The organism is Pseudomonas sp. ZT5P21 (genome assembly GCF_054897785.1).
Window position 1 is genome coordinate 5,147,259 of the sequence record NZ_CM142705.1, and the last position, 22,836, is coordinate 5,170,094.

14 protein-coding genes, 6 tRNA genes and 3 rRNA genes are annotated in these 22,836 nt (G+C 54.1%); all 23 read right to left on the bottom strand.

Annotated features, from left to right (window positions below):
- Positions 1-25 precede the first annotated feature (25 nt).
- A complete protein-coding gene (rpsG, locus tag ACYZT9_RS24010; RefSeq protein WP_002555493.1) occupies positions 26-496 on the bottom strand; it encodes a 30S ribosomal protein S7 in 471 nt (156 codons plus the stop codon).
- A 119-nt stretch (positions 497-615) separates the two neighbouring features.
- Positions 616-987: a 30S ribosomal protein S12 gene (gene rpsL, locus ACYZT9_RS24015; protein ID WP_002555494.1), complete on the bottom strand. Its 372-nt coding sequence runs from the start codon at positions 985-987 to the stop codon at positions 616-618.
- Positions 988-1,203: 216 nt separating this feature from the next.
- On the bottom strand, positions 1,204-5,403 hold the full coding sequence (gene rpoC, locus ACYZT9_RS24020; RefSeq protein WP_017341073.1) for a DNA-directed RNA polymerase subunit beta': 4,200 nt from the start codon (positions 5,401-5,403) through the stop codon (positions 1,204-1,206).
- Between the two features lie 64 nt (positions 5,404-5,467).
- Complete coding sequence (gene rpoB / locus ACYZT9_RS24025; RefSeq protein WP_462007702.1) at positions 5,468-9,541, bottom strand: DNA-directed RNA polymerase subunit beta; 4,074 nt, start codon at positions 9,539-9,541, stop codon at positions 5,468-5,470.
- Positions 9,542-9,761: 220 nt separating this feature from the next.
- A complete protein-coding gene (gene rplL / locus ACYZT9_RS24030) occupies positions 9,762-10,127 on the bottom strand; it encodes a 50S ribosomal protein L7/L12 (protein ID WP_007896630.1) in 366 nt (121 codons plus the stop codon).
- An 80-nt stretch (positions 10,128-10,207) separates the two neighbouring features.
- Positions 10,208-10,708: a 50S ribosomal protein L10 gene (rplJ, locus tag ACYZT9_RS24035; RefSeq protein ID WP_007896629.1), complete on the bottom strand. Its 501-nt coding sequence runs from the start codon at positions 10,706-10,708 to the stop codon at positions 10,208-10,210.
- A 198-nt stretch (positions 10,709-10,906) separates the two neighbouring features.
- On the bottom strand, positions 10,907-11,602 hold the full coding sequence (gene rplA, locus ACYZT9_RS24040; protein ID WP_008041297.1) for a 50S ribosomal protein L1: 696 nt from the start codon (positions 11,600-11,602) through the stop codon (positions 10,907-10,909).
- Positions 11,602-12,033, bottom strand: a complete 432-nt coding sequence (rplK, locus tag ACYZT9_RS24045; protein WP_008030880.1) for a 50S ribosomal protein L11 — start codon at positions 12,031-12,033, stop codon at positions 11,602-11,604. The genes rplA and rplK overlap by 1 nt, the downstream gene beginning before the upstream one ends.
- 117 nt (positions 12,034-12,150) lie before the next feature.
- The gene (gene nusG / locus ACYZT9_RS24050) at positions 12,151-12,684 is read right to left on the bottom strand and encodes a transcription termination/antitermination protein NusG (RefSeq protein WP_007896622.1); all 534 of its coding nucleotides are present in this window, start codon (positions 12,682-12,684) and stop codon (positions 12,151-12,153) included.
- Positions 12,685-12,693: 9 nt separating this feature from the next.
- Entirely contained in the window at positions 12,694-13,062 is a 369-nt protein-coding gene (gene secE / locus ACYZT9_RS24055) for a preprotein translocase subunit SecE (protein WP_007896620.1), read from the bottom strand.
- Positions 13,063-13,107: 45 nt separating this feature from the next.
- Positions 13,108-13,183, bottom strand: a tRNA-Trp gene (locus ACYZT9_RS24060).
- Positions 13,184-13,236: 53 nt separating this feature from the next.
- Positions 13,237-14,430, bottom strand: a complete 1,194-nt coding sequence (tuf, locus tag ACYZT9_RS24065) for an elongation factor Tu (RefSeq protein ID WP_007896619.1) — start codon at positions 14,428-14,430, stop codon at positions 13,237-13,239.
- A gap of 84 nt (positions 14,431-14,514) precedes the next feature.
- A tRNA-Thr gene (locus ACYZT9_RS24070) sits at positions 14,515-14,590 on the bottom strand.
- A 26-nt stretch (positions 14,591-14,616) separates the two neighbouring features.
- Positions 14,617-14,690, bottom strand: a tRNA-Gly gene (locus ACYZT9_RS24075).
- Between the two features lie 23 nt (positions 14,691-14,713).
- Positions 14,714-14,798 (bottom strand) — tRNA-Tyr (locus tag ACYZT9_RS24080).
- A gap of 142 nt (positions 14,799-14,940) precedes the next feature.
- Complete coding sequence (locus ACYZT9_RS24085; RefSeq protein WP_462007703.1) at positions 14,941-15,381, bottom strand: hypothetical protein; 441 nt, start codon at positions 15,379-15,381, stop codon at positions 14,941-14,943.
- 7 nt (positions 15,382-15,388) lie between these two features.
- On the bottom strand, positions 15,389-16,138 hold the full coding sequence (locus ACYZT9_RS24090; RefSeq protein WP_462007704.1) for a pantothenate kinase: 750 nt from the start codon (positions 16,136-16,138) through the stop codon (positions 15,389-15,391).
- Positions 16,128-17,087, bottom strand: coding sequence for a bifunctional biotin--[acetyl-CoA-carboxylase] ligase/biotin operon repressor BirA (birA, locus tag ACYZT9_RS24095; protein ID WP_462007705.1), 960 nt, complete (start codon positions 17,085-17,087; stop codon positions 16,128-16,130). Before birA ends, ACYZT9_RS24090 begins: the two co-directional genes overlap by 11 nt.
- Positions 17,088-17,221: 134 nt before the next feature.
- Positions 17,222-17,337 (bottom strand): 5S ribosomal RNA (rrf, locus tag ACYZT9_RS24100).
- A gap of 159 nt (positions 17,338-17,496) precedes the next feature.
- Positions 17,497-20,388, bottom strand: a 23S ribosomal RNA gene (locus ACYZT9_RS24105).
- A 236-nt stretch (positions 20,389-20,624) separates the two neighbouring features.
- A tRNA-Ala gene (locus tag ACYZT9_RS24110) sits at positions 20,625-20,700 on the bottom strand.
- 28 nt (positions 20,701-20,728) lie between these two features.
- Positions 20,729-20,805 (bottom strand) — tRNA-Ile (locus ACYZT9_RS24115).
- Positions 20,806-20,887: 82 nt separating this feature from the next.
- A 16S ribosomal RNA gene (locus tag ACYZT9_RS24120) occupies positions 20,888-22,424 on the bottom strand.
- Together the 16S, 23S and 5S rRNA genes with 2 tRNA genes alongside form the textbook arrangement of a ribosomal RNA operon.
- Between the last annotated feature and the right edge of the window lie 412 nt (positions 22,425-22,836).

A 22,836-nucleotide genomic window follows, 5' to 3' on the forward strand; every position in this document is an offset into this window, starting at 1 on the left:
CCTCGCAAAATTAGTGACGCTAAAATTAGAAGCGGTAGTGCGAGAAAGCCTTGTTGGCCTCAGCCATACGGTGCACGTCTTCACGCTTCTTAACTGCAGCACCTTTACCTTCAGCGGCGTCCAACAGTTCGCCAGCCAAACGCAGGGCCATAGACTTCTCGCCGCGCTTGCGGGCGAAGTCTACCAACCAGCGCATTGCCAGAGCGTTACGACGGGACGGACGAACTTCGACCGGAACCTGGTAAGTAGCACCGCCTACACGGCGCGACTTTACTTCGACCAGCGGAGCGATGGCGTCGAGAGCTTTCTCGAAGATTTCCAGGGGGTCGCTGTTCTTGCGTTCTTTAACCTTTTCCAGCGCGCCATAAACGATACGCTCGGCAACGGCTTTCTTGCCGCTTTCCATCACGTGGTTCATGAACTTGGCCAGGATCTGGCTGCCGTATTTTGGATCGTCAAGCACTTCGCGCTTGGCTGCTACGCGTCTTCTTGGCATGGATAAGCCCTCAAACGGTCTTCAGGTTCGCTCGGAATCGGTGCCCTTTCGGGACGCCTCCGACCTTACTCTTATCGACTCAGAAAAATAGATGATTCAGTTTTTACAAAAAGCCGCTACTACTTAGGCTTCTTGGTACCGTACTTCGAACGACCCTGGTTACGACCTTTAACGCCGGAAGTATCCAAAGAACCGCGAACGGTGTGGTAACGAACACCTGGCAAGTCTTTTACACGGCCGCCACGGATCAGTACGACGCTGTGCTCTTGCAGGTTGTGGCCTTCACCGCCGATGTACGAGGAAACCTCGAAACCGTTGGTCAGACGCACACGGCATACTTTACGCAGTGCCGAGTTAGGTTTTTTCGGCGTGGTGGTATACACACGGGTGCATACGCCACGACGTTGCGGGCAGTTCTGCAGCGCAGGCACGTCGGATTTCTCGACGATACGCTTACGCGGCTGACGTACCAGCTGGTTGATAGTTGCCATCTACTAGCTCCACTGTTGTCTTGCGACGCTATTGTCTTGCAAGAAAAGCAAAATGGCAGGAACGAATTCCCGCCAAATTTAGGGGTACAAGAGTCTAAAGAGGATCTTGTCCCCAGTCAAGGAAAGGCCCCGACCTTCCCGCTCATCCAACCTCGACAAATTGTCTCGATTCGATGAACGGAACGATCGGGGCCTTACGCTCATTTATCGCAGAACTCAGTTACCGCTAGAGTTCAGCGCTTCGGTCAGTGCAGCTTCCACTTCACTGGCGCTTACGCGCAACGGTTTGTCAGCATCACGGCGGCGTTTACGCTCGCTGTGATATGCCAGACCGGTACCGGCCGGGATCAGACGACCCACGACTACGTTTTCTTTCAGGCCGCGCAGATAATCGCGCTTGCCGGTTACCGCCGCTTCGGTCAGCACGCGAGTGGTTTCCTGGAAGGAAGCCGCCGAGATGAACGATTCGGTGGACAACGACGCCTTGGTGATACCCAGCAATACGCGAGTGAACTTGGAAACGAATTTCTCGTCGCCAGCCAGACGCTCGTTCTCTACCAGAACGTGAGTCAATTCCATCTGGTCGCCCTTGATGAAACTGGAATCGCCGGATTCAGCGATTTCAACTTTACGCAGCATCTGACGCAGGATGGTCTCGATGTGCTTGTCGTTGATCTTCACGCCTTGCAGACGGTAAACGTCCTGGATCTCGTTCACGATGTACTTGGCCAGCGCACTCACACCCAACAGACGCAGGATGTCGTGTGGATCGCTCGGGCCGTCGGAGATAACTTCGCCGCGGTTTACCTGTTCGCCTTCGAAGACGTTCAGGTGACGCCACTTCGGAATCAGCTCTTCGTACGGATCGCTACCGTCGTTCGGGGTAATAACCAGACGGCGCTTGCCTTTGGTCTCTTTACCGAACGCGATGGTGCCGCTGACTTCAGCCAAAATCGAGGCTTCTTTCGGACGACGGGCTTCGAACAAGTCGGCAACACGCGGCAGACCACCGGTGATGTCACGGGTTTTCGAAGTCTCTTGCGGAATACGAGCGATAACATCACCGATCGCGATTTTCGCACCGTCCGCTACACCGACCAAGGCGTTGGCTGGCAGGAAGTACTGAGCAATTACGTCGGTACCCGGCAGCAATAGATCCTTGCCGTTGTCATCAACCATCTTCACAGCAGGACGGATATCTTTACCGGCAGCTGGACGGTCTTTGGCGTCGAGTACTTCAATGTTGGTCATACCGGTCAATTCGTCAGTCTGACGCTTGATCGTGATGCCTTCTTCCATGCCCACGTAGGTCACGGTACCTTTCATTTCGGTAACGATTGGGTGAGTGTGCGGATCCCACTTGGCCACGATTGCGCCAGCGTCGACCTTGTCACCTTCTTTAACCGAAATCACAGCACCGTACGGCAGCTTGTAACGCTCGCGCTCACGACCGAAGTCATCAGCGATCGCCAGCTCACCGGAACGGGACACGGCAACCAGGCAGCCATCCACTCGCTCAACGTGCTTCAGGTTGTGCAGACGGACGGTACCGCCATTCTTCACCTGAACGCTGTCGGCTGCGGAGGTCCGGCTAGCCGCACCACCGATGTGGAACGTACGCATGGTCAGCTGGGTACCCGGCTCACCGATGGACTGGGCAGCAATAACGCCGACCGCTTCACCGATGTTCACCTGGTGACCACGAGCCAGGTCACGGCCGTAGCACTTGGCGCAGATGCCGTAGCGGGTTTCGCAGCTGATCGGCGAACGCACGATCACTTCGTCGATGCTGTTCAGCTCGATGAACTCGACCCACTTCTCGTCTACCAAGGTGCCGGCAGGAACGATAACTTCCTCGGTACCTGGCTTGAATACGTCACGAGCAATGACACGACCCAATACGCGCTCACCCAACGGCTCAACAACGTCACCGCCTTCAATGTGCGGAGTCATTACCAGGCCATGTTCGGTGCCGCAATCGATCTCGGTCACGACCAGATCCTGCGCCACGTCTACCAGACGACGAGTCAGGTAACCGGAGTTCGCGGTTTTCAACGCGGTATCCGCCAGACCTTTACGAGCACCGTGAGTGGAGATGAAGTACTGAAGTACGCTCAAACCTTCACGGAAGTTCGCAGTAATCGGCGTTTCGATGATGGAACCGTCCGGCTTGGCCATCAGGCCACGCATACCGGCGAGCTGACGGATCTGCGCAGCAGAACCCCGTGCGCCCGAGTCGGCCATCATGTACATCGAGTTGAAGGACTCTTGGTCGACTTCGACGCCATGACGATCGATGACTTTCTCTTTCGAGAGGTTGGCCATCATCGCCTTGGAAACTTCGTCGTTCGCCTTGGACCAAAGGTCGATCACTTTGTTGTACTTCTCGCCCTGGGTTACCAGGCCGGAGGCGTACTGACTTTCGATCTCTTTCACTTCGTCGGTAGCAGCACCGATGATGCGGGCTTTTTCATCCGGGATAACGAAGTCGTTAACACCGATGGAAACGCCGGAAATGGTCGAATAGGCAAAACCGGTGTACATCAACTGGTCAGCGAAGATCACGGTCTCTTTCAAACCAACCACGCGGTAGCACTGGTTGATCAGCTTGGAGATCGCCTTTTTCTTCATCGGCTGGTTGACGACGTCGTACGACAGGCCAGGTGGAACAACCTGGAACAACAGCGCACGGCCGACAGTGGTGTCGACGATACGGGTGTTCTTGACGCTGCCACCATCACGATCGTTGACAGTTTCGTTGATCCGCACTTTGACTTTAGCGTGCAGTGCGGCTTCGCCGGCACGGAACACACGGTCAACTTCCTGCAGATCCGCAAACACACGACCTTCGCCCTTGGCGTTGATCGCTTCACGAGTCATGTAGTACAGACCCAATACAACGTCCTGCGAAGGAACGATGATTGGCTCACCGTTGGCTGGCGACAGAATGTTGTTGGTCGACATCATCAACGCACGCGCTTCCAACTGGGCTTCCAGTGTCAGCGGTACGTGCACGGCCATTTGGTCGCCGTCGAAGTCGGCGTTGTACGCAGCACAGACCAGAGGGTGCAGCTGGATAGCCTTACCCTCGATCAGTACCGGTTCAAACGCCTGGATACCCAGACGGTGAAGGGTCGGTGCACGGTTGAGGAGAACCGGGTGTTCGCGAATCACTTCAGCGAGAACGTCCCAGACTTCCGGCAGCTCGCGCTCGACCATTTTCTTGGCAGCTTTGATGGTGGTCGCGAGACCACGCATTTCCAGCTTGCCGAAAATGAACGGTTTGAACAGCTCGAGAGCCATCTTCTTCGGCAGACCGCACTGGTGCAGACGCAGGGTCGGACCTACGGTAATTACCGAACGACCCGAGTAGTCAACACGCTTACCGAGCAAGTTCTGACGGAAACGACCCTGCTTACCCTTGATCATGTCAGCCAGGGATTTCAGAGGACGCTTGTTGGAACCAGTGATAGCGCGGCCACGACGACCGTTGTCGAGCAATGCATCGACAGCTTCCTGCAACATACGCTTTTCGTTGCGCACGATGATGTCCGGAGCGGACAGATCGAGCAGACGCTTCAAGCGGTTGTTACGGTTGATCACTCGACGATACAGATCGTTGAGGTCGGAAGTCGCGAAGCGACCGCCATCCAGCGGGACCAGTGGACGCAGATCTGGCGGAAGAACCGGCAGAACGGTCAGTACCATCCATTCTGGAAGGTTGCCGGAACCCTGGAAGGCTTCCATCAACTTCAGACGCTTGGACAGCTTCTTGATTTTAGTTTCGGAGTTGGTTTGCGGAATTTCTTCACGCAGACGGCCAATCTCGTGTTCCAGGTCGATAGCGTGCAGCAGTTCACGGACAGCTTCGGCACCCATGCGGGCATCGAAATCGTCGCCGAACTCTTCCAGCGCTTCGAAGTACTGCTCGTCGTTCAGCAGCTGACCTTTTTCAAGGGTGGTCATGCCCGGGTCGATAACGACATAGCTCTCGAAGTAGAGAACGCGTTCGATATCACGCAGGGTCATGTCCATCAGCAAGCCGATACGGGACGGCAGCGATTTCAGGAACCAGATGTGGGCAACTGGCGAGGCCAGTTCGATGTGCGCCATGCGCTCACGACGAACTTTAGCCAGCGCGACTTCAACGCCGCACTTCTCGCAGATGACGCCACGGTGCTTCAAGCGCTTGTACTTACCGCACAGGCACTCGTAATCCTTTACCGGGCCAAAGATCTTGGCGCAGAACAGGCCGTCACGCTCAGGTTTGAACGTACGGTAGTTGATGGTTTCCGGCTTTTTAACTTCACCGAACGACCACGAACGGATCATCTCAGGCGATGCCAATCCGATACGGATGGCGTCGAACTCTTCGACTTGACCCTGGTTTTTCAGCAAATTCAGTAGGTCTTTCAAGGCCTTTCCTCCTGGCGGAGCAGAGAGCGGGCAATCCTGCCCCGCTCTCGATTCGCGTCACGTGTTATTCGGTTTCCAGATCGATATCGATGCCGAGGGAACGAATTTCCTTGATCAACACGTTGAAGGACTCGGGCATGCCCGGCTCCATACGGTGATCGCCATCCACGATGTTTTTGTACATCTTGGTACGGCCGTTCACATCGTCCGACTTCACTGTGAGCATTTCTTGCAGAGTGTAAGCAGCACCGTATGCTTCCAGTGCCCAGACCTCCATCTCCCCGAAACGCTGACCACCGAACTGCGCCTTACCACCCAGCGGCTGCTGGGTAACCAGGCTGTACGAACCGGTAGAACGAGCGTGCATCTTGTCGTCTACCAAGTGGTTCAGCTTCAGCATGTACATGTAGCCAACAGTAACCGGGCGCTCGAACTTGTTGCCGGTACGGCCGTCGGTCAGCTGCATCTGGCCGCTTTCTGGCAGGTCCGCCAGTTTCAGCATGGCCTTGATTTCGCTTTCCTTGGCACCGTCGAACACTGGAGTGGCCATTGGAACGCCGCCACGCAGGTTCTTCGCCAGATCCAGGATTTCCTGGTCGGAGAAGCTATCCAGATCTTCGTTACGACCGCCGATCTCGTTGTAGATCTCGTGCAGGAACTTGCGAAGCTCGGCGACTTTGCGCTGCTCTTCGATCATCCGGTTGATCTTCTCGCCCAGACCTTTGGCCGCGAGGCCGAGGTGGGTTTCAAGGATCTGACCAACGTTCATACGCGAAGGTACGCCCAACGGGTTGAGGACGACGTCGACCGGGGTGCCATTGGCATCGTGCGGCATGTCTTCAACCGGCATGATCACGGAGACCACACCTTTGTTACCGTGACGACCGGCCATCTTGTCGCCCGGCTGGATGCGACGACGGATTGCCAGGTAAACCTTGACGATTTTCAGCACGCCTGGAGCCAGGTCATCGCCCTGCTGCAGTTTGCGCTTCTTGTCTTCGAACTTGTCGTCCAGCAGACGGCGGCGATCAACGATGTAGGCCTGAGCCTTCTCGAGCTGCTCGTTCAGAGCATCTTCAGCCATGCGCAGTTTGAACCACTGACCATGCTCAAGACCGTCGAGAACTTCGTCGGTGATTTCCTGACCTTTCTTCAGACCCGCGCCGCCTTCGGCTTTATGGCCGACCAGAGCGGAACGCAGACGTTCGAAAGTGGCGCCTTCAACGATACGGAACTCTTCGTTCAAATCCTTGCGGATCTCGTCGAGCTGGGTCTTCTCGATCGACAGCGCACGAGCATCACGCTCAACGCCGTCGCGGGTGAAGACCTGTACGTCGATGACAGTACCTTTGGTGCCGGTAGGCACGCGCAGGGAGGTGTCTTTAACGTCGCTGGCTTTTTCACCGAAGATCGCACGCAACAGTTTTTCTTCCGGAGTCAGCTGGGTCTCGCCTTTCGGAGTGACCTTGCCCACCAGAATGTCGCCTGCGCCAACTTCAGCACCTACGTAAACGATACCGGCTTCGTCCAGCTTGTTCAGTGCAGCTTCACCCACGTTCGGGATGTCTGCAGTGATTTCCTCTGGCCCAAGCTTGGTGTCACGCGCCACACAGGTCAGTTCCTGAATGTGGATCGTGGTGAAGCGATCTTCCTGAACCACACGCTCGGACAGGCAGATGGAGTCTTCGAAGTTGAAGCCGTTCCATGCCATGAACGCGATGCGCATGTTCTGACCCAGAGCCAGTTCACCCATGTCGGTGGACGGGCCGTCGGCCATGATGTCGCTACGCTGAACCCGATCACCTTTACGCACCAGCGGACGCTGGTTGATGCAGGTGTTCTGGTTGGAGCGGGTGTACTTGGTCAGGTTGTAGATGTCGACACCAGCTTCGCCGGTTTCAACTTCGTCATCAGCAACACGAACCACGATACGGCTGGCGTCGACGGAATCGATAACGCCACCACGACGAGCCACGACGCAAACGCCGGAGTCACGAGCTACGTTACGCTCCATGCCGGTACCTACCAGCGGCTTGTCAGCGCGCAGGGTGGGTACAGCTTGACGCTGCATGTTAGAACCCATCAACGCACGGTTGGCGTCATCGTGCTCGAGGAACGGGATCAACGACGCTGCAACCGAAACTACCTGCTTCGGCGATACGTCCATCAAGGTGACGTCTTCCGGCGCCTTGACGGTGAACTCGTTCAAGTGACGAACAGCTACCAGTTCGTCGATCAGAACTTTCTTGTCGTTCATCGTGGCCGAAGCCTGAGCGATCACATGATCAGCTTCTTCGATGGCGGACAGGAACACGATCTCGTCAGTAACCAGAGCGTCCTTCACCACACGGTACGGGCTCTCGAGGAAGCCGTACTGATTGGTGCGCGCATAAGCGGCCAGGGAGTTGATCAGACCAATGTTCGGACCTTCCGGCGTTTCGATCGGGCAAACACGACCGTAGTGCGTCGGGTGTACGTCACGAACTTCAAAGCCAGCACGCTCACGAGTCAAACCGCCAGGGCCGAGTGCAGACACACGACGTTTGTGGGTGATCTCGGACAGCGGGTTGTTCTGGTCCATGAACTGGGAAAGCTGGCTGGAACCGAAGAATTCTTTCACCGCCGCAGCCACTGGCTTGGCGTTGATCAGATCTTGCGGCATCAGGCCTTCGCTTTCGGCCATCGACAGACGCTCTTTGACCGCACGTTCAACACGCACCAGGCCAACGCGGAACTGGTTTTCAGCCATTTCGCCTACGCAGCGAACACGACGGTTACCCAGGTGGTCGATATCATCGACGATGCCTTTACCGTTACGGATGTCGACCAGAGTCTTCAGTACCGCGACGATGTCTTCCTTGCACAACACGCCCGAACCTTCGATCTCGGTACGACCGATACGACGGTTGAACTTCATCCGGCCGACCGCAGACAGGTCATAGCGCTCAGGGCTGAAGAACAGGTTGTTGAACAAAGTTTCGGCGGCGTCTTTGGTTGGCGGCTCGCCTGGACGCATCATGCGATAGATCTCGACCAGCGCTTCCAATTGGTTGCTGGTGGAGTCGATCTTCAACGTGTCAGAAACGAACGGACCGCAGTCGATGTCGTTGGTGTACAGAGTCTCGATGCGAACAACCTGGGACTTGGCGATTTTTGCCAGGATTTCGGTGTTCAGCTCGGTATTGCACTCTGCCAGGATTTCGCCGGTTGCCGGATGCACGATGACCTTGGCGGTAGTGCGACCCAGGACGTAGTCCAGAGGCACTTGCAGCTCTTTGATTCCGGCTTTTTCCAGCTGGTTGATATGGCGAGCAGTGATACGACGACCTTGCTCGACAATAACCTTGCCTTTGTCATCCAGGATATCCAGGACAGCAATTTCACCACGCAGGCGCTGAGGCACCAGTTCCAGGCTGAGGTTTTCACCCTGCACATGGAAGACGTTGGTGGTGTAGAACGCGTCGAGCACTTCTTCAGTGGTATAGCCGAGCGCACGCAGCAATACCGATGCAGGCAGCTTGCGACGACGGTCGATACGGACGAACACGCAGTCTTTCGGGTCGAACTCGAAGTCCAGCCACGAACCGCGGTAAGGAATGATGCGCGCGGAGTACAGCAGTTTGCCGGAGCTGTGCGTCTTGCCACGGTCGTGGTCGAAGAACACGCCCGGGGAACGGTGCAGCTGGGAAACGATTACACGCTCGGTACCGTTGATTACGAAGGTACCGTTCTCAGTCATCAGGGGGATTTCACCCATGTAGACTTCTTGCTCTTTGATGTCCTTGATCGCTTTGTTCGACGATTCTTTGTCGAAAATGATCAGGCGCACTTTTACCCGCAAAGGTACGGCGTAAGTTACACCGCGCAATACGCATTCTTTGACATCAAATGCCGGTTCGCCCAGGCGATAACCGACGTACTCCAGCGCAGCATTGCCGGAGTAGCTGATGATCGGGAAAACGGATTTGAAGGCCGCATGCAGGCCCACGTCGCGGAACTGATCTTTAGTCGCTCCCGCTTGCAAGAATTCACGATACGAATCCAGCTGGATGGCCAGGAGGTACGGCACATCCATGACGTCCGGCAACTTGCTAAAGTCCTTGCGGATACGTTTTTTCTCAGTATATGAGTAAGCCATCAGCGTTCCCCAGCTTGGTCACCTGCTTGTTTGGCCCCTCCCGACGGGAGCAGCCAGAAAATCGTGCAAACCCCATGGTTTGCGCCACCGCATCGGGTGGTTACAGCTCGTTACCAGCACCGACCCAGTCGGTTGCCAATAACGGAAAAAGGCCGGTGGCAAGAGCCACCAGCCATCAGCCTTTCGCTTTACGCTTGGGCTGGAGGTGCAAAGTCGATGCTTACTTCAGCTCGACTTTAGCGCCTGCTTCTTCCAGAGTGGCTTTTGCTTTGTCAGCTGCGTCTTTCGAAACAGCTTCCAGAACGATGCCAGGAGCGCCGTCAACTACTGCCTTGGCTTCTTTCAGGCCCAGACCGGTCAGTTCACGTACTGCCTTGATCACGTTAACTTTCTTCTCGCCAGCTTCGGTCAGCATGACGTTGAATTCAGTTTGTTCTTCAACAACGGCAGCAACAGCAGCTGGACCAGCGGAAGCAGCGGCAGCGGAAACGCCGAACTTCTCTTCCATGGCCTTGATCAGCTCAACGATTTCCAGAACGGATTTTTCGCCGATTGCTTCGATGATTTGGTCGTTAGTCAGAGACATGACTATAAATTCCTGTATTGGGGTGACAGCCTACGCGGCCATCGAAATAAACAATAAACGCTGAAAGGAGTCGCTCAGCCTTAGGCTGCGGCAGCTTCTTTCTGGTCGCGAAGGGCCGCCAGAGTACGAGCCAATTTGCTGGTTGCGCCTTGAATCACGCTCATCAGCTGAGAAATTGCTTCGTCACGGGTCGGCAGACTTGCCAGTACGTCGATCTGATTAGCTGCGAGGAACTTGCCCTCGAACGCAGCTGCCTTGATCTCGAACTTATCCTGACCTTTTGCGAATTCCTTGAAGATACGAGCAGCGGCGCCCGGATGTTCTTTGGAAAATGCAATCAAGGTCGGGCCAGTGAACACGTCGTTGAGCACGTCATATTGAGTGCCAGCAACGGCGCGCTTGAGCAGGGTGTTACGTACAACACGTACGTAAACGCCAGCTTCACGAGCCTCTTTACGGAGTCCGGTCATAGCGCCAACTGTCACGCCGCGGGCATCAGCCACAACAGCAGACAGGGCAACATTGGCAGCCTCGTTGACTTCAGCGACGATGGCCTTCTTGTCTTCGAGTTTAATTGCCACGGGTTTAACTCCTGCTTGTTACCGTTTCATCCAACCGAAGCCGGATGTCGTTTTGGTGTCTGATTCGGTAAGGAACCGGGAGCACCATCTGCGTAGGCTTGAGGTTTAAGACTTGCGTCGCCTACGGTCTTGGATAGCCCCCGCCAGGCAGGGACCCCAATCTTTCAATTGGCGCAATCGCTTGCGCCAACCTGTGTCTTACGCGTCGAGCGAGCTTTGGTCGATGACCAGACCTGGGCCCATGGTGGTGCTCAGGGTAACGCGCTTGACGTAAATGCCTTTCGAGGAAGCTGGTTTGATACGCTTCAGATCAGCGATCAGGGCTTCAACGTTTTCCTTCAGCTTGACGGCGTCGAAGCCGATCTTGCCAACGGAAGTGTGGATGATGCCGTTTTTGTCGGTGCGATAACGAACCTGACCAGCCTTGGCGTTTTTAACCGCGGTAGCTACGTCTGGAGTCACGGTGCCGACTTTAGGGTTAGGCATCAGACCACGTGGACCGAGGATCTGACCCAATTGACCTACAACGCGCATGGCATCCGGGGATGCGATAACTACGTCATAGTTCAAGTCACCGCCTTTCATTTCGGCAGCCAGGTCGTCCATGCCTACACGGTCAGCGCCGGCAGCCAGAGCGGCCTCAGCAGCTGGACCCTGGGTAAACACAGCTACGCGAACAGTCTTGCCAGTGCCGTGTGGCAGCACAGTAGCGCTACGAACGACCTGGTCGGATTTACGCGGGTCAACACCCAGGTTCACAGCAACGTCGAACGACTCGCTGAACTTTACAGTCGACAGCTCAGCCAGCAGAGCAGCAGCGTCTACAAAGTTGTAGGACTTGCCTGCTTCGATTTTGCCGGCGATAGCCTTTTGACGCTTGGTCAACTTAGCCATTACACACCCTCCACGTTAAGGCCCATGCTACGAGCAGAACCGGCGATGGTACGCACGGCTGCTTCCATATCAGCTGCAGTCAGATCCGCGTTTTTTACTTTCGCGATTTCTTCCAGCTGAGCACGAGTCACGGTGCCAACCTTAACGGTGTTCGGACGAGCGGAACCGCTAGTCAGACCGGCCGCCTTCTTCAGCAGAACCGAAGCAGGGGTGGATTTGGTTTCGAAAGTGAAGCTACGGTCGCTGTAGACAGTGATGATCACTGGAGTCGGCAGACCTGGCTCAATACCCTGAGTACGGGCGTTGAAAGCCTTGCAGAATTCCATGATGTTCACGCCGTGCTGACCCAGAGCAGGACCAACAGGTGGGCTTGGGTTAGCCTGAGCGGCCTTCACTTGCAGCTTGATGTAAGCGGTAATCTTCTTGGCCATGAGGCACTCCAATTACGGGTTCGAACGCCTCGAAAGGCTCCCCGGTTACTTGCGCGTTTATCCCAGTGACGACAAAACCCCACAGCCTAGGGCTGCGGGGTTGGGATGCTTGCTCAGCTAGACTTTTTCGACCTGGCTGAACTCTAGCTCTACCGGAGTAGAGCGACCGAAAATGAGCACTGCCACTTGGATCCGGCTCTTTTCGTAGTTAACTTCTTCAACCGTGCCGGTAAAATCGGCAAACGGTCCGTCGTTGACACGTACCGACTCGCCCGGCTCGAACAACGTCTTCGGCTTCGGCTTGTCGCTACCATCAGCAACACGACGCAGAATCGCTTCTGCCTCTTTATCTGTGATTGGCGCAGGTTTATCAGCGGTACCGCCGATGAAGCCCATCACCCGAGGAGTATCCTTGACCAAGTGCCAAGTACCCTCGTTCATATCCATCTGTACCAGCACATAACCTGGGAAGAACTTGCGCTCGCTTTTGCGTTTCTGGCCATTACGCATTTCAACCACTTCTTCAGTGGGAACCAGAATTTCGCCGAAGCCATCTTCCATGCCAGCCAGCTTTACGCGCTCTACCAACGAGCGCATGACATGCTTCTCGTAACCGGAGTAAGCATGCACAACGTACCAACGCTTAGCCACGGGACACCCTTAGCCGACAATCAAGGAAACAAGCCAGCCGAGCAGGGAATCAAGCCCCCACAACAGCAACGCCATAACCAGAACAACAGCCACAACAATCAACGTGGTCTGCGTGGTTTCTTGGCGAGTTGGCCATACGACTTTACGAATCTCGGTGCGAGCTTCCTTGACCAGTACAAAGAAAGACTTGCCCTTGACCGTCTGCAGGCCTACAAAGGCAGCTACAGCAGCAATAACAAGCAATGCTAGTACGCGGTACAGGATCGGCGAAGCAGAGTAATACTGATTGCCAACAACGCCAACGACCACCAAAGCGACTACTACTAGCCACTTGAGCAGATCGAAGCGAGAGCCTTGAGCTTCAGCTTTAGGAGTCATCTATGAAGATCCTGTGAAAAGAAAGCCAGACACACCAAGTGAATCTGGCAGGTCAGGAGGGAATCGAACCCCCAACCTACGGTTTTGGAGACCGTCGCTCTGCCAATTGAGCTACTGACCTAAAACAAAATCAGGCCGACCATTATGCCGGCCCGAAAAAGACATTACAACAATTTACTCGATGACTTTGGCTACGACACCAGCGCCGACGGTACGACCGCCTTCACGGATTGCAAAACGCAGACCATCTTCCATTGCGATGGTTTTGATCAGGGTAACGGTCATTTGAACGTTATCCCCAGGCATTACCATTTCAACACCTTCTGGCAGCTCGCAGTTACCAGTCACATCAGTTGTACGGAAGTAGAACTGTGGACGGTACCCCTTAAAGAATGGCGTATGACGACCACCCTCTTCCTTGCTCAGAACGTAAACCTCAGCAGTGAACTTGGTATGCGGCTTGACGGTGCCAGGCTTGACCAGAACCTGGCCACGCTCAACATCATCACGCTTGGTACCACGCAGCAGAACGCCGCAGTTCTCGCCCGCACGACCTTCGTCGAGCAGCTTGCGGAACATCTCAACACCAGTGCAAGTAGTTTTGACTGTGTCGCGAAGACCAACAATCTCAACCTCTTCCTGAATGCGGACGATGCCACGCTCAACACGACCAGTCACAACAGTACCGCGACCGGAGATCGAGAACACGTCCTCGATCGGCATCAGGAACGGCTTGTCGATAGCGCGCTCAGGCTGCGGAATGTAACTATCCAGAGTCTCAACCAACTTCTTGACGGCCGTAGTGCCCATCTCGTTGTCGTCTTGACCGTTCAACGCCATCAGCGCGGAACCTATGATGATCGGAGTGTCATCACCTGGGAAATCGTAAGTGCTCAGCAGATCGCGCACTTCCATCTCAACCAACTCCAGCAGCTCAGCGTCGTCAACCATGTCAGCCTTGTTCAGGAAGACCACGATGTACGGAACGCCAACCTGACGGGACAGCAGGATGTGCTCACGGGTTTGCGGCATCGGACCATCAGCGGCCGAGCAAACCAGAATCGCACCATCCATCTGAGCCGCACCGGTGATCATGTTTTTTACGTAGTCGGCGTGACCAGGGCAGTCAACGTGTGCGTAGTGACGCACGGCCGAATCGTATTCAACGTGAGCGGTGTTGATGGTGATACCACGTGCTTTTTCTTCAGGGGCGCTATCGATCTTGTCGAAGTCAACCTTTGCCGAACCGAAGACTTCGGAGCAGACACGGGTCAAAGCGGCAGTCAAAGTAGTTTTACCGTGGTCGACGTGACCAATGGTGCCAACGTTGACATGCGGCTTATTACGTTCGAACTTTTCCTTAGCCATCAAAATCACCCCTAGGAGAAGAATTGAGCAAGTCAAACTAGCCATTAAAACAAAGGCAGATATTTTCATATCTGCCTTGTTATATGGAGCTCTTGAGCGGATTTGAACCGCTGACCTCACCCTTACCAAGGGTGTGCTCTACCAACTGAGCTACAAGAGCGTAACACCGCGCATGACCTGCAAACTTGGAGCGGGTAGCGGGAATCGAACCCGCATCATCAGCTTGGAAGGCTGAGGTTCTACCACTAAACTATACCCGCGAGCTTGCAGCTCTCGCTAAAAATGGTGGAGGGGGAAGGATTCGAACCTTCGAAGTCGTAGACGTCAGATTTACAGTCTGATCCCTTTGGCCGCTCGGGAACCCCTCCTAAGCGAGCCGGCATTCTATATCATGCCAGCCTTCTGTCAAGCATTTTCTCATTAAAAACCTGAGGTTAGCTGCGTTGACCTCGCTTTGCACCGTTGACCCTTAAAGGCCTTCACTGCGAAGCGGGCGCCATTCTATGCAAACTATTCAGCGGGTGCAACCCCCTCGCACGGCATTATTTTATGTTTTAACTCATTGAATTCTCTGGAAAGGTTTTGCAGCTGCACATCATCCAGCCAGCGCCGGCTTTCTGGGGCCACGCGCACCCAGTAACCCGCAAACTCGGGAAGATCCTTTGGCAGGGACTGATATTTGATTTCCATGCCATTCAAGCGCCGCTCAACAGCCTGAGCAGCTTCTGGACGAACAAAACCACCCAAATACAAACAGCTATTGTCCGACTGAGCAGCTTTTCCTTTATCCCGGGATGCGTCAGTCCTCTCGCTTAGCAAGCGAATATCCTGCTGAGCCCCCCGATATAAACTCAAAGGAGTGACATCCTTCGCGCGCAGAGGAGCCTCTTGTTGGTGCCAGATGTAATAGAACACGTTGAGAACAAGCAGCAGCAGGAACAACCAACGCATATGAACCTCAGGACAAAGGGCATGCCATAGCCAAACCTACAAATACCAGATCTGGAACCACTCTGGCCTCAGGCACGATCTCGGAAACCAGCCCCGCATCCCCACCAGTGAGGAATACGGAAAAATCTGCCCCCCAGTAGCTACGCGCGAGCTCTAACTGGGTCAGAACAAACCCCCTGAGCATCAGCGAGCAACCCCGCTCAACCGCTTCGACGGTTGTCCGACCCGGGACGAGACTTTCCAGAGCGCGCTCGGCAGCGAGATCTCCATAACGAATTTTACGGGTATGGGTACGCAACTGATTCCGCATCAACGGCATACCCGGACAAATAAATCCTCCGAGATGCTCACCATCACCAGAGACGTAATCCGCAGTGACAGCAGTGCCGAAATCCAGCACCAGGCAAGCACGCGATGCCAAGTGGAATCCTCCTAGCATCGCCAGCCAGCGATCTAGCCCCAGGCGCTCGAACTCCTCGTAACCATTGCGAACCCCAGACATTTCGCGAGCAGGGGCCGCGCAAGCTACCGACACTTCAAAAGTCTCTGTCAACAGAGAAACCAACGCACCGGTTTCCTCGACCGTTCTGACACTGACCAACCGACAAAACTTGAGAGCAAGCCCCTTGAGCGCATTCAAACTCTCCAGCAAAGCGAGATTCGAATCGACGACCCCTTCACTGACCGTCTGGCGCGTATCCGTGCCAAGTACTCGCCACTTGATGAAACTGTTTCCGCAGTCGAGCTCAAGAATCATCACGCAACCTCAAGGTGAGCTCACCACCACTAAAGACTTTTTCCACACCACTCACCTTCAAGCGCAGAGCACCCTGAATATCAATACCCAGCACTTCGCCATCTATTTGGTTAACACCAGCGATCAACGACACCGCCCGTCCCTGCCATAGATGATTTTGCTCCCACTCAGCCTGGATAGCAGGAAATCCGTCAACCTGATGCCGACCCAAATATACCTGGAGCATCTGACCCAACCGCGCGACCAATTGATTGCGATCGAATGCCCGCCCCGACTCAAGCCGCATGGATGTCCACTGCTGGTCAACCTCATCGGTCATCTGCATATTCACATTAATTCCAACACCCAGCACCACGTGACACACGTCAGCAGGATCTCCGACCAACTCGAGCAATATTCCCGCGATTTTTTTCTGACCAACCAGAACATCGTTCGGCCACTTCAAGCCCGCTTCTGAAACACCCAGCCCTCTCAGGGTTTGCATGACGGCAAGCCCGACAACAAGGCTCAGGCCTTCCAGCTGGCGCATGCCACCATCAATACGCAGCACCAGACTGTAATAGATATTTTCCGCAAAAGGGCTCGCCCACTTACGCCCACGGCGCCCACGACCAGACGTCTGCCGCTCGGCGAGCACAAGAAATGGCGATTCTTGGCCACGATCAATTGCACGCAGCGCTTCAGCATTCGTGGAGTCAATTGAATCGAAAATCAGAATGGGCCAATCACAAGAAGGCGCCTGCTCTGCTATCGAGACAGAATCAAGCAGAGTCAACGGCGAAGCCAGTTGATAACCGCGCCCTCGCACTTTGTGGATGGACAAACCAAGTTCAGCTTCTAAAAGCTGAAGCTGTTTCCATACAGCGCTACGACTGACACCCAAAGCGGCGCCCAAGGCCTGACCTGAATGGAATCGGCCATCCGTAAGAAGCTTTAACAATGTCAGCATGCAAGTCTCGCCTCACAATGAGGCCCGCATGATAGCCACGCCTTGACCTGTTGCATAGAAACCGTACTGGGCAGGTTTTCCTGCGAGCAAAACAAAACCCCAACTGCTTTCGCAATTAGGGTTTCGGAATTTAATCTTGACGATGACCTACTCTCACATGGGGAAACCCCACACTACCATCGGCGATGCATCGTTTCACTGCTGAGTTCGGGATGGGATCAGGTGGTTCCAATGCTCTATGGTCGTCAAGAAATTCGGTAGCCAGGTCGTGGGCCTTTGCAGGTTCACGCTCCAGCGAATGGGTATGCGATAGTTTGGTGTTTTGCGAGTCTCTCGAACTTTCGGTTCGTGTCGTCTTCACACACCGCAATCTGGCCTCTTTCGAGTTCACAAATTGCTTGGGTGTTATATGGTCAAGCCTCACGGGCAATTAGTATTGGTTAGCTCAACGCCTCACAGCGCTTACACACCCAACCTATCAACGTCGTAGTCTTCGACGGCCCTTCAGGGGACTCAAGGTCCCAGTGAGATCTCATCTTGAGGCTAGTTTCCCGCTTAGATGCTTTCAGCGGTTATCTATTCCGAACATAGCTACCCGGCAATGCCACTGGCGTGACAACCGGAACACCAGAGGTTCGTCCACTCCGGTCCTCTCGTACTAGGAGCAGCCCCTCTCAAATCTCAAACGTCCACGGCAGATAGGGACCGAACTGTCTCACGACGTTCTAAACCCAGCTCGCGTACCACTTTAAATGGCGAACAGCCATACCCTTGGGACCGGCTTCAGCCCCAGGATGTGATGAGCCGACATCGAGGTGCCAAACACCGCCGTCGATATGAACTCTTGGGCGGTATCAGCCTGTTATCCCCGGAGTACCTTTTATCCGTTGAGCGATGGCCCTTCCATACAGAACCACCGGATCACTAAGACCTACTTTCGTACCTGCTCGACGTGTCTGTCTCGCAGTCAAGCGCGCTTTTGCCTTTATACTCTACGACCGATTTCCGACCGGTCTGAGCGCACCTTCGTACTCCTCCGTTACTCTTTAGGAGGAGACCGCCCCAGTCAAACTACCCACCATACACTGTCCTCGATCCGGATAACGGACCTGAGTTAGAACCTCAAAGTTGCCAGGGTGGTATTTCAAGGTTGGCTCCACGCGAACTGGCGTCCACGCTTCAAAGCCTCCCACCTATCCTACACAAGCAAATTCAAAGTCCAGTGCAAAGCTATAGTAAAGGTTCACGGGGTCTTTCCGTCTAGCCGCGGATACACTGCATCTTCACAGCGATTTCAATTTCACTGAGTCTCGGGTGGAGACAGCGCCGCCATCGTTACGCCATTCGTGCAGGTCGGAACTTACCCGACAAGGAATTTCGCTACCTTAGGACCGTTATAGTTACGGCCGCCGTTTACCGGGGCTTCGATCAAGAGCTTCGCGTTAGCTAACCCCATCAATTAACCTTCCGGCACCGGGCAGGCGTCACACCCTATACGTCCACTTTCGTGTTTGCAGAGTGCTGTGTTTTTAATAAACAGTCGCAGCGGCCTGGTATCTTCGACCGGCATGGGCTTACGCAGTAAATGCTTCACCCTCACCGGCGCACCTTCTCCCGAAGTTACGGTGCCATTTTGCCTAGTTCCTTCACCCGAGTTCTCTCAAGCGCCTTGGTATTCTCTACCCAACCACCTGTGTCGGTTTGGGGTACGGTTCCTGGTTACCTGAAGCTTAGAAGCTTTTCTTGGAAGCATGGCATCAACCACTTCGTCACCCAAAGGGTAACTCGTCATCAGCTCTCGGCCTTAGACCCCCGGATTTACCTAAGAGTCCAGCCTACCACCTTAAACTTGGACAACCAACGCCAAGCTGGCCTAGCCTTCTCCGTCCCTCCATCGCAATAACCAGAAGTACAGGAATATTAACCTGTTTTCCATCGACTACGCTTTTCAGCCTCGCCTTAGGGACCGACTAACCCTGCGTCGATTAACGTTGCGCAGGAAACCTTGGTCTTTCGGCGTGGGTGTTTTTCACACCCATTGTCGTTACTCATGTCAGCATTCGCACTTCTGATACCTCCAGCAAGCTTCTCAACTCACCTTCACAGGCTTACAGAACGCTCCTCTACCGCATCACCTAAGTGATACCCGTAGCTTCGGTGTATGGTTTGAGCCCCGTTACATCTTCCGCGCAGGCCGACTCGACTAGTGAGCTATTACGCTTTCTTTAAAGGGTGGCTGCTTCTAAGCCAACCTCCTAGCTGTCTAAGCCTTCCCACATCGTTTCCCACTTAACCATAACTTTGGGACCTTAGCTGACGGTCTGGGTTGTTTCCCTTTTCACGACGGACGTTAGCACCCGCCGTGTGTCTCCCATGCTCGGCACTTGTAGGTATTCGGAGTTTGCATCGGTTTGGTAAGTCGGGATGACCCCCTAGCCGAAACAGTGCTCTACCCCCTACAGTGATACATGAGGCGCTACCTAAATAGCTTTCGAGGAGAACCAGCTATCTCCGAGCTTGATTAGCCTTTCACTCCGATCCACAGGTCATCCGCTAACTTTTCAACGGTAGTCGGTTCGGTCCTCCAGTTAGTGTTACCCAACCTTCAACCTGCCCATGGATAGATCGCCCGGTTTCGGGTCTATTCCCAGCGACTAGACGCCCTATTAAGACTCGCTTTCGCTACGCCTCCCCTATTCGGTTAAGCTCGCCACTGAAAATAAGTCGCTGACCCATTATACAAAAGGTACGCAGTCACCCAACAAAGTGGGCTCCCACTGCTTGTACGCATACGGTTTCAGGATCTATTTCACTCCCCTCTCCGGGGTTCTTTTCGCCTTTCCCTCACGGTACTAGTTCACTATCGGTCAGTCAGTAGTATTTAGCCTTGGAGGATGGTCCCCCCATATTCAGACAAAGTTTCTCGTGCTCCGTCCTACTCGATTTCATGACCAAGAGATTTTCGCGTACAGGGCTATCACCCACTATGGCCGCACTTTCCAGAGCGTTCCGCTAATCTCAAAGCCACTTAAGGGCTAGTCCCCGTTCGCTCGCCACTACTAAGGGAATCTCGGTTGATTTCTTTTCCTCAGGGTACTTAGATGTTTCAGTTCCCCTGGTTCGCTTCTTAAGCCTATGTATTCAGCTTAAGATACCTAACTTGTGTTAGGTGGGTTCCCCCATTCAGACATCTCCGGATCAAAGTCTGTTTGCCGACTCCCCGAAGCTTTTCGCAGGCTACCACGTCTTTCATCGCCTCTGACTGCCAAGGCATCCACCGTATGCGCTTCTTCACTTGACCATATAACCCCAAGCAATCTGGTTATACTGTGAAGACGACATTCGCCGAAAATTCGCGATTAAACTCACAAATTTTACCTTAGCCTGATCCGTTACCAGTGAAAGTAACGTCCAGTCTATCTTTCTATCACATACCCAAATTTTTAAAGAACGATCTAGCCAAAGACTAGAAATCAACATTCACCATCATCACAATGGAATGCTCATTTCTAAGCTTTCAACAAACAGAAGCAGTAGTGGTGGAGCCAAACGGGATCGAACCGTTGACCTCCTGCGTGCAAGGCAGGCGCTCTCCCAGCTGAGCTATGGCCCCGTATTGCTACAGGTTCCCACACAAAAATTGGTGGGTCTGGGCAGATTCGAACTGCCGACCTCACCCTTATCAGGGGTGCGCTCTAACCAACTGAGCTACAGACCCAATTTCGGGCTGCTTCTTATCGTCTTCTTCAATGAATCAAGCAATTCGTGTGGGAACTTATGGAGCAGCTGATGTCGTCGATTAAGGAGGTGATCCAGCCGCAGGTTCCCCTACGGCTACCTTGTTACGACTTCACCCCAGTCATGAATCACACCGTGGTAACCGTCCTCCCGAAGGTTAGACTAGCTACTTCTGGTGCAACCCACTCCCATGGTGTGACGGGCGGTGTGTACAAGGCCCGGGAACGTATTCACCGCGACATTCTGATTCGCGATTACTAGCGATTCCGACTTCACGCAGTCGAGTTGCAGACTGCGATCCGGACTACGATCGGTTTTCTGGGATTAGCTCCACCTCGCGGCTTGGCAACCCTCTGTACCGACCATTGTAGCACGTGTGTAGCCCAGGCCGTAAGGGCCATGATGACTTGACGTCATCCCCACCTTCCTCCGGTTTGTCACCGGCAGTCTCCTTAGAGTGCCCACCATCACGTGCTGGTAACTAAGGACAAGGGTTGCGCTCGTTACGGGACTTAACCCAACATCTCACGACACGAGCTGACGACAGCCATGCAGCACCTGTCTCAATGTTCCCGAAGGCACCCATCCATCTCTGGAAAGTTCATTGGATGTCAAGGCCTGGTAAGGTTCTTCGCGTTGCTTCGAATTAAACCACATGCTCCACCGCTTGTGCGGGCCCCCGTCAATTCATTTGAGTTTTAACCTTGCGGCCGTACTCCCCAGGCGGTCAACTTAATGCGTTAGCTGCGCCACTAAGAGCTCAAGGCTCCCAACGGCTAGTTGACATCGTTTACGGCGTGGACTACCAGGGTATCTAATCCTGTTTGCTCCCCACGCTTTCGCACCTCAGTGTCAGTATTAGTCCAGGTGGTCGCCTTCGCCACTGGTGTTCCTTCCTATATCTACGCATTTCACCGCTACACAGGAAATTCCACCACCCTCTACCATACTCTAGCTCGTCAGTTTTGAATGCAGTTCCCAGGTTGAGCCCGGGGATTTCACATCCAACTTAACGAACCACCTACGCGCGCTTTACGCCCAGTAATTCCGATTAACGCTTGCACCCTCTGTATTACCGCGGCTGCTGGCACAGAGTTAGCCGGTGCTTATTCTGTCGGTAACGTCAAAACAGCAAAGTATTAATTTACTGCCCTTCCTCCCAACTTAAAGTGCTTTACAATCCGAAGACCTTCTTCACACACGCGGCATGGCTGGATCAGGCTTTCGCCCATTGTCCAATATTCCCCACTGCTGCCTCCCGTAGGAGTCTGGACCGTGTCTCAGTTCCAGTGTGACTGATCATCCTCTCAGACCAGTTACGGATCGTCGCCTTGGTGAGCCATTACCTCACCAACTAGCTAATCCGACCTAGGCTCATCTGATAGCGCAAGGCCCGAAGGTCCCCTGCTTTCTCCCGTAGGACGTATGCGGTATTAGCGTCCGTTTCCGAGCGTTATCCCCCACTACCAGGCAGATTCCTAGGCATTACTCACCCGTCCGCCGCTCTCAAGAGAAGCAAGCTTCTCTCTACCGCTCGACTTGCATGTGTTAGGCCTGCCGCCAGCGTTCAATCTGAGCCATGATCAAACTCTTCAGTTCAAACATCTTTGGGTTTTTAAGAAACCCTAAACTTGGCTCAGCAATCGTTGGTTACATCTTTGATTTCTCGCGGAGTAACTTGTGATGCTGATAATCTTGTTGACTATCAGTCTGACTCCACAAGCACCCACACGAATTGCTTGATTCAGTTGTTAAAGAGCGGTTGGTTAAGATCTTTCGTCTCAACCGAGGCGCGCATTCTACAGCGTCCTCTGTATCTGTCAAGCGGTTATTTTCAGAAGTTTTCAAAGTTTCCTTTGCAACTTCAACCACTTGCGCTTCCGATCTCTCGTTAGCGGGAGGCGAATTCTACAGCGTTGTTCGCTGCTGTCAACACCTCTTTTTCTCCGCTTTCGACCGAGGGGATCGAAACGTCAATAAGGCGAAAACACACTGCCTTACCAACTCCTTC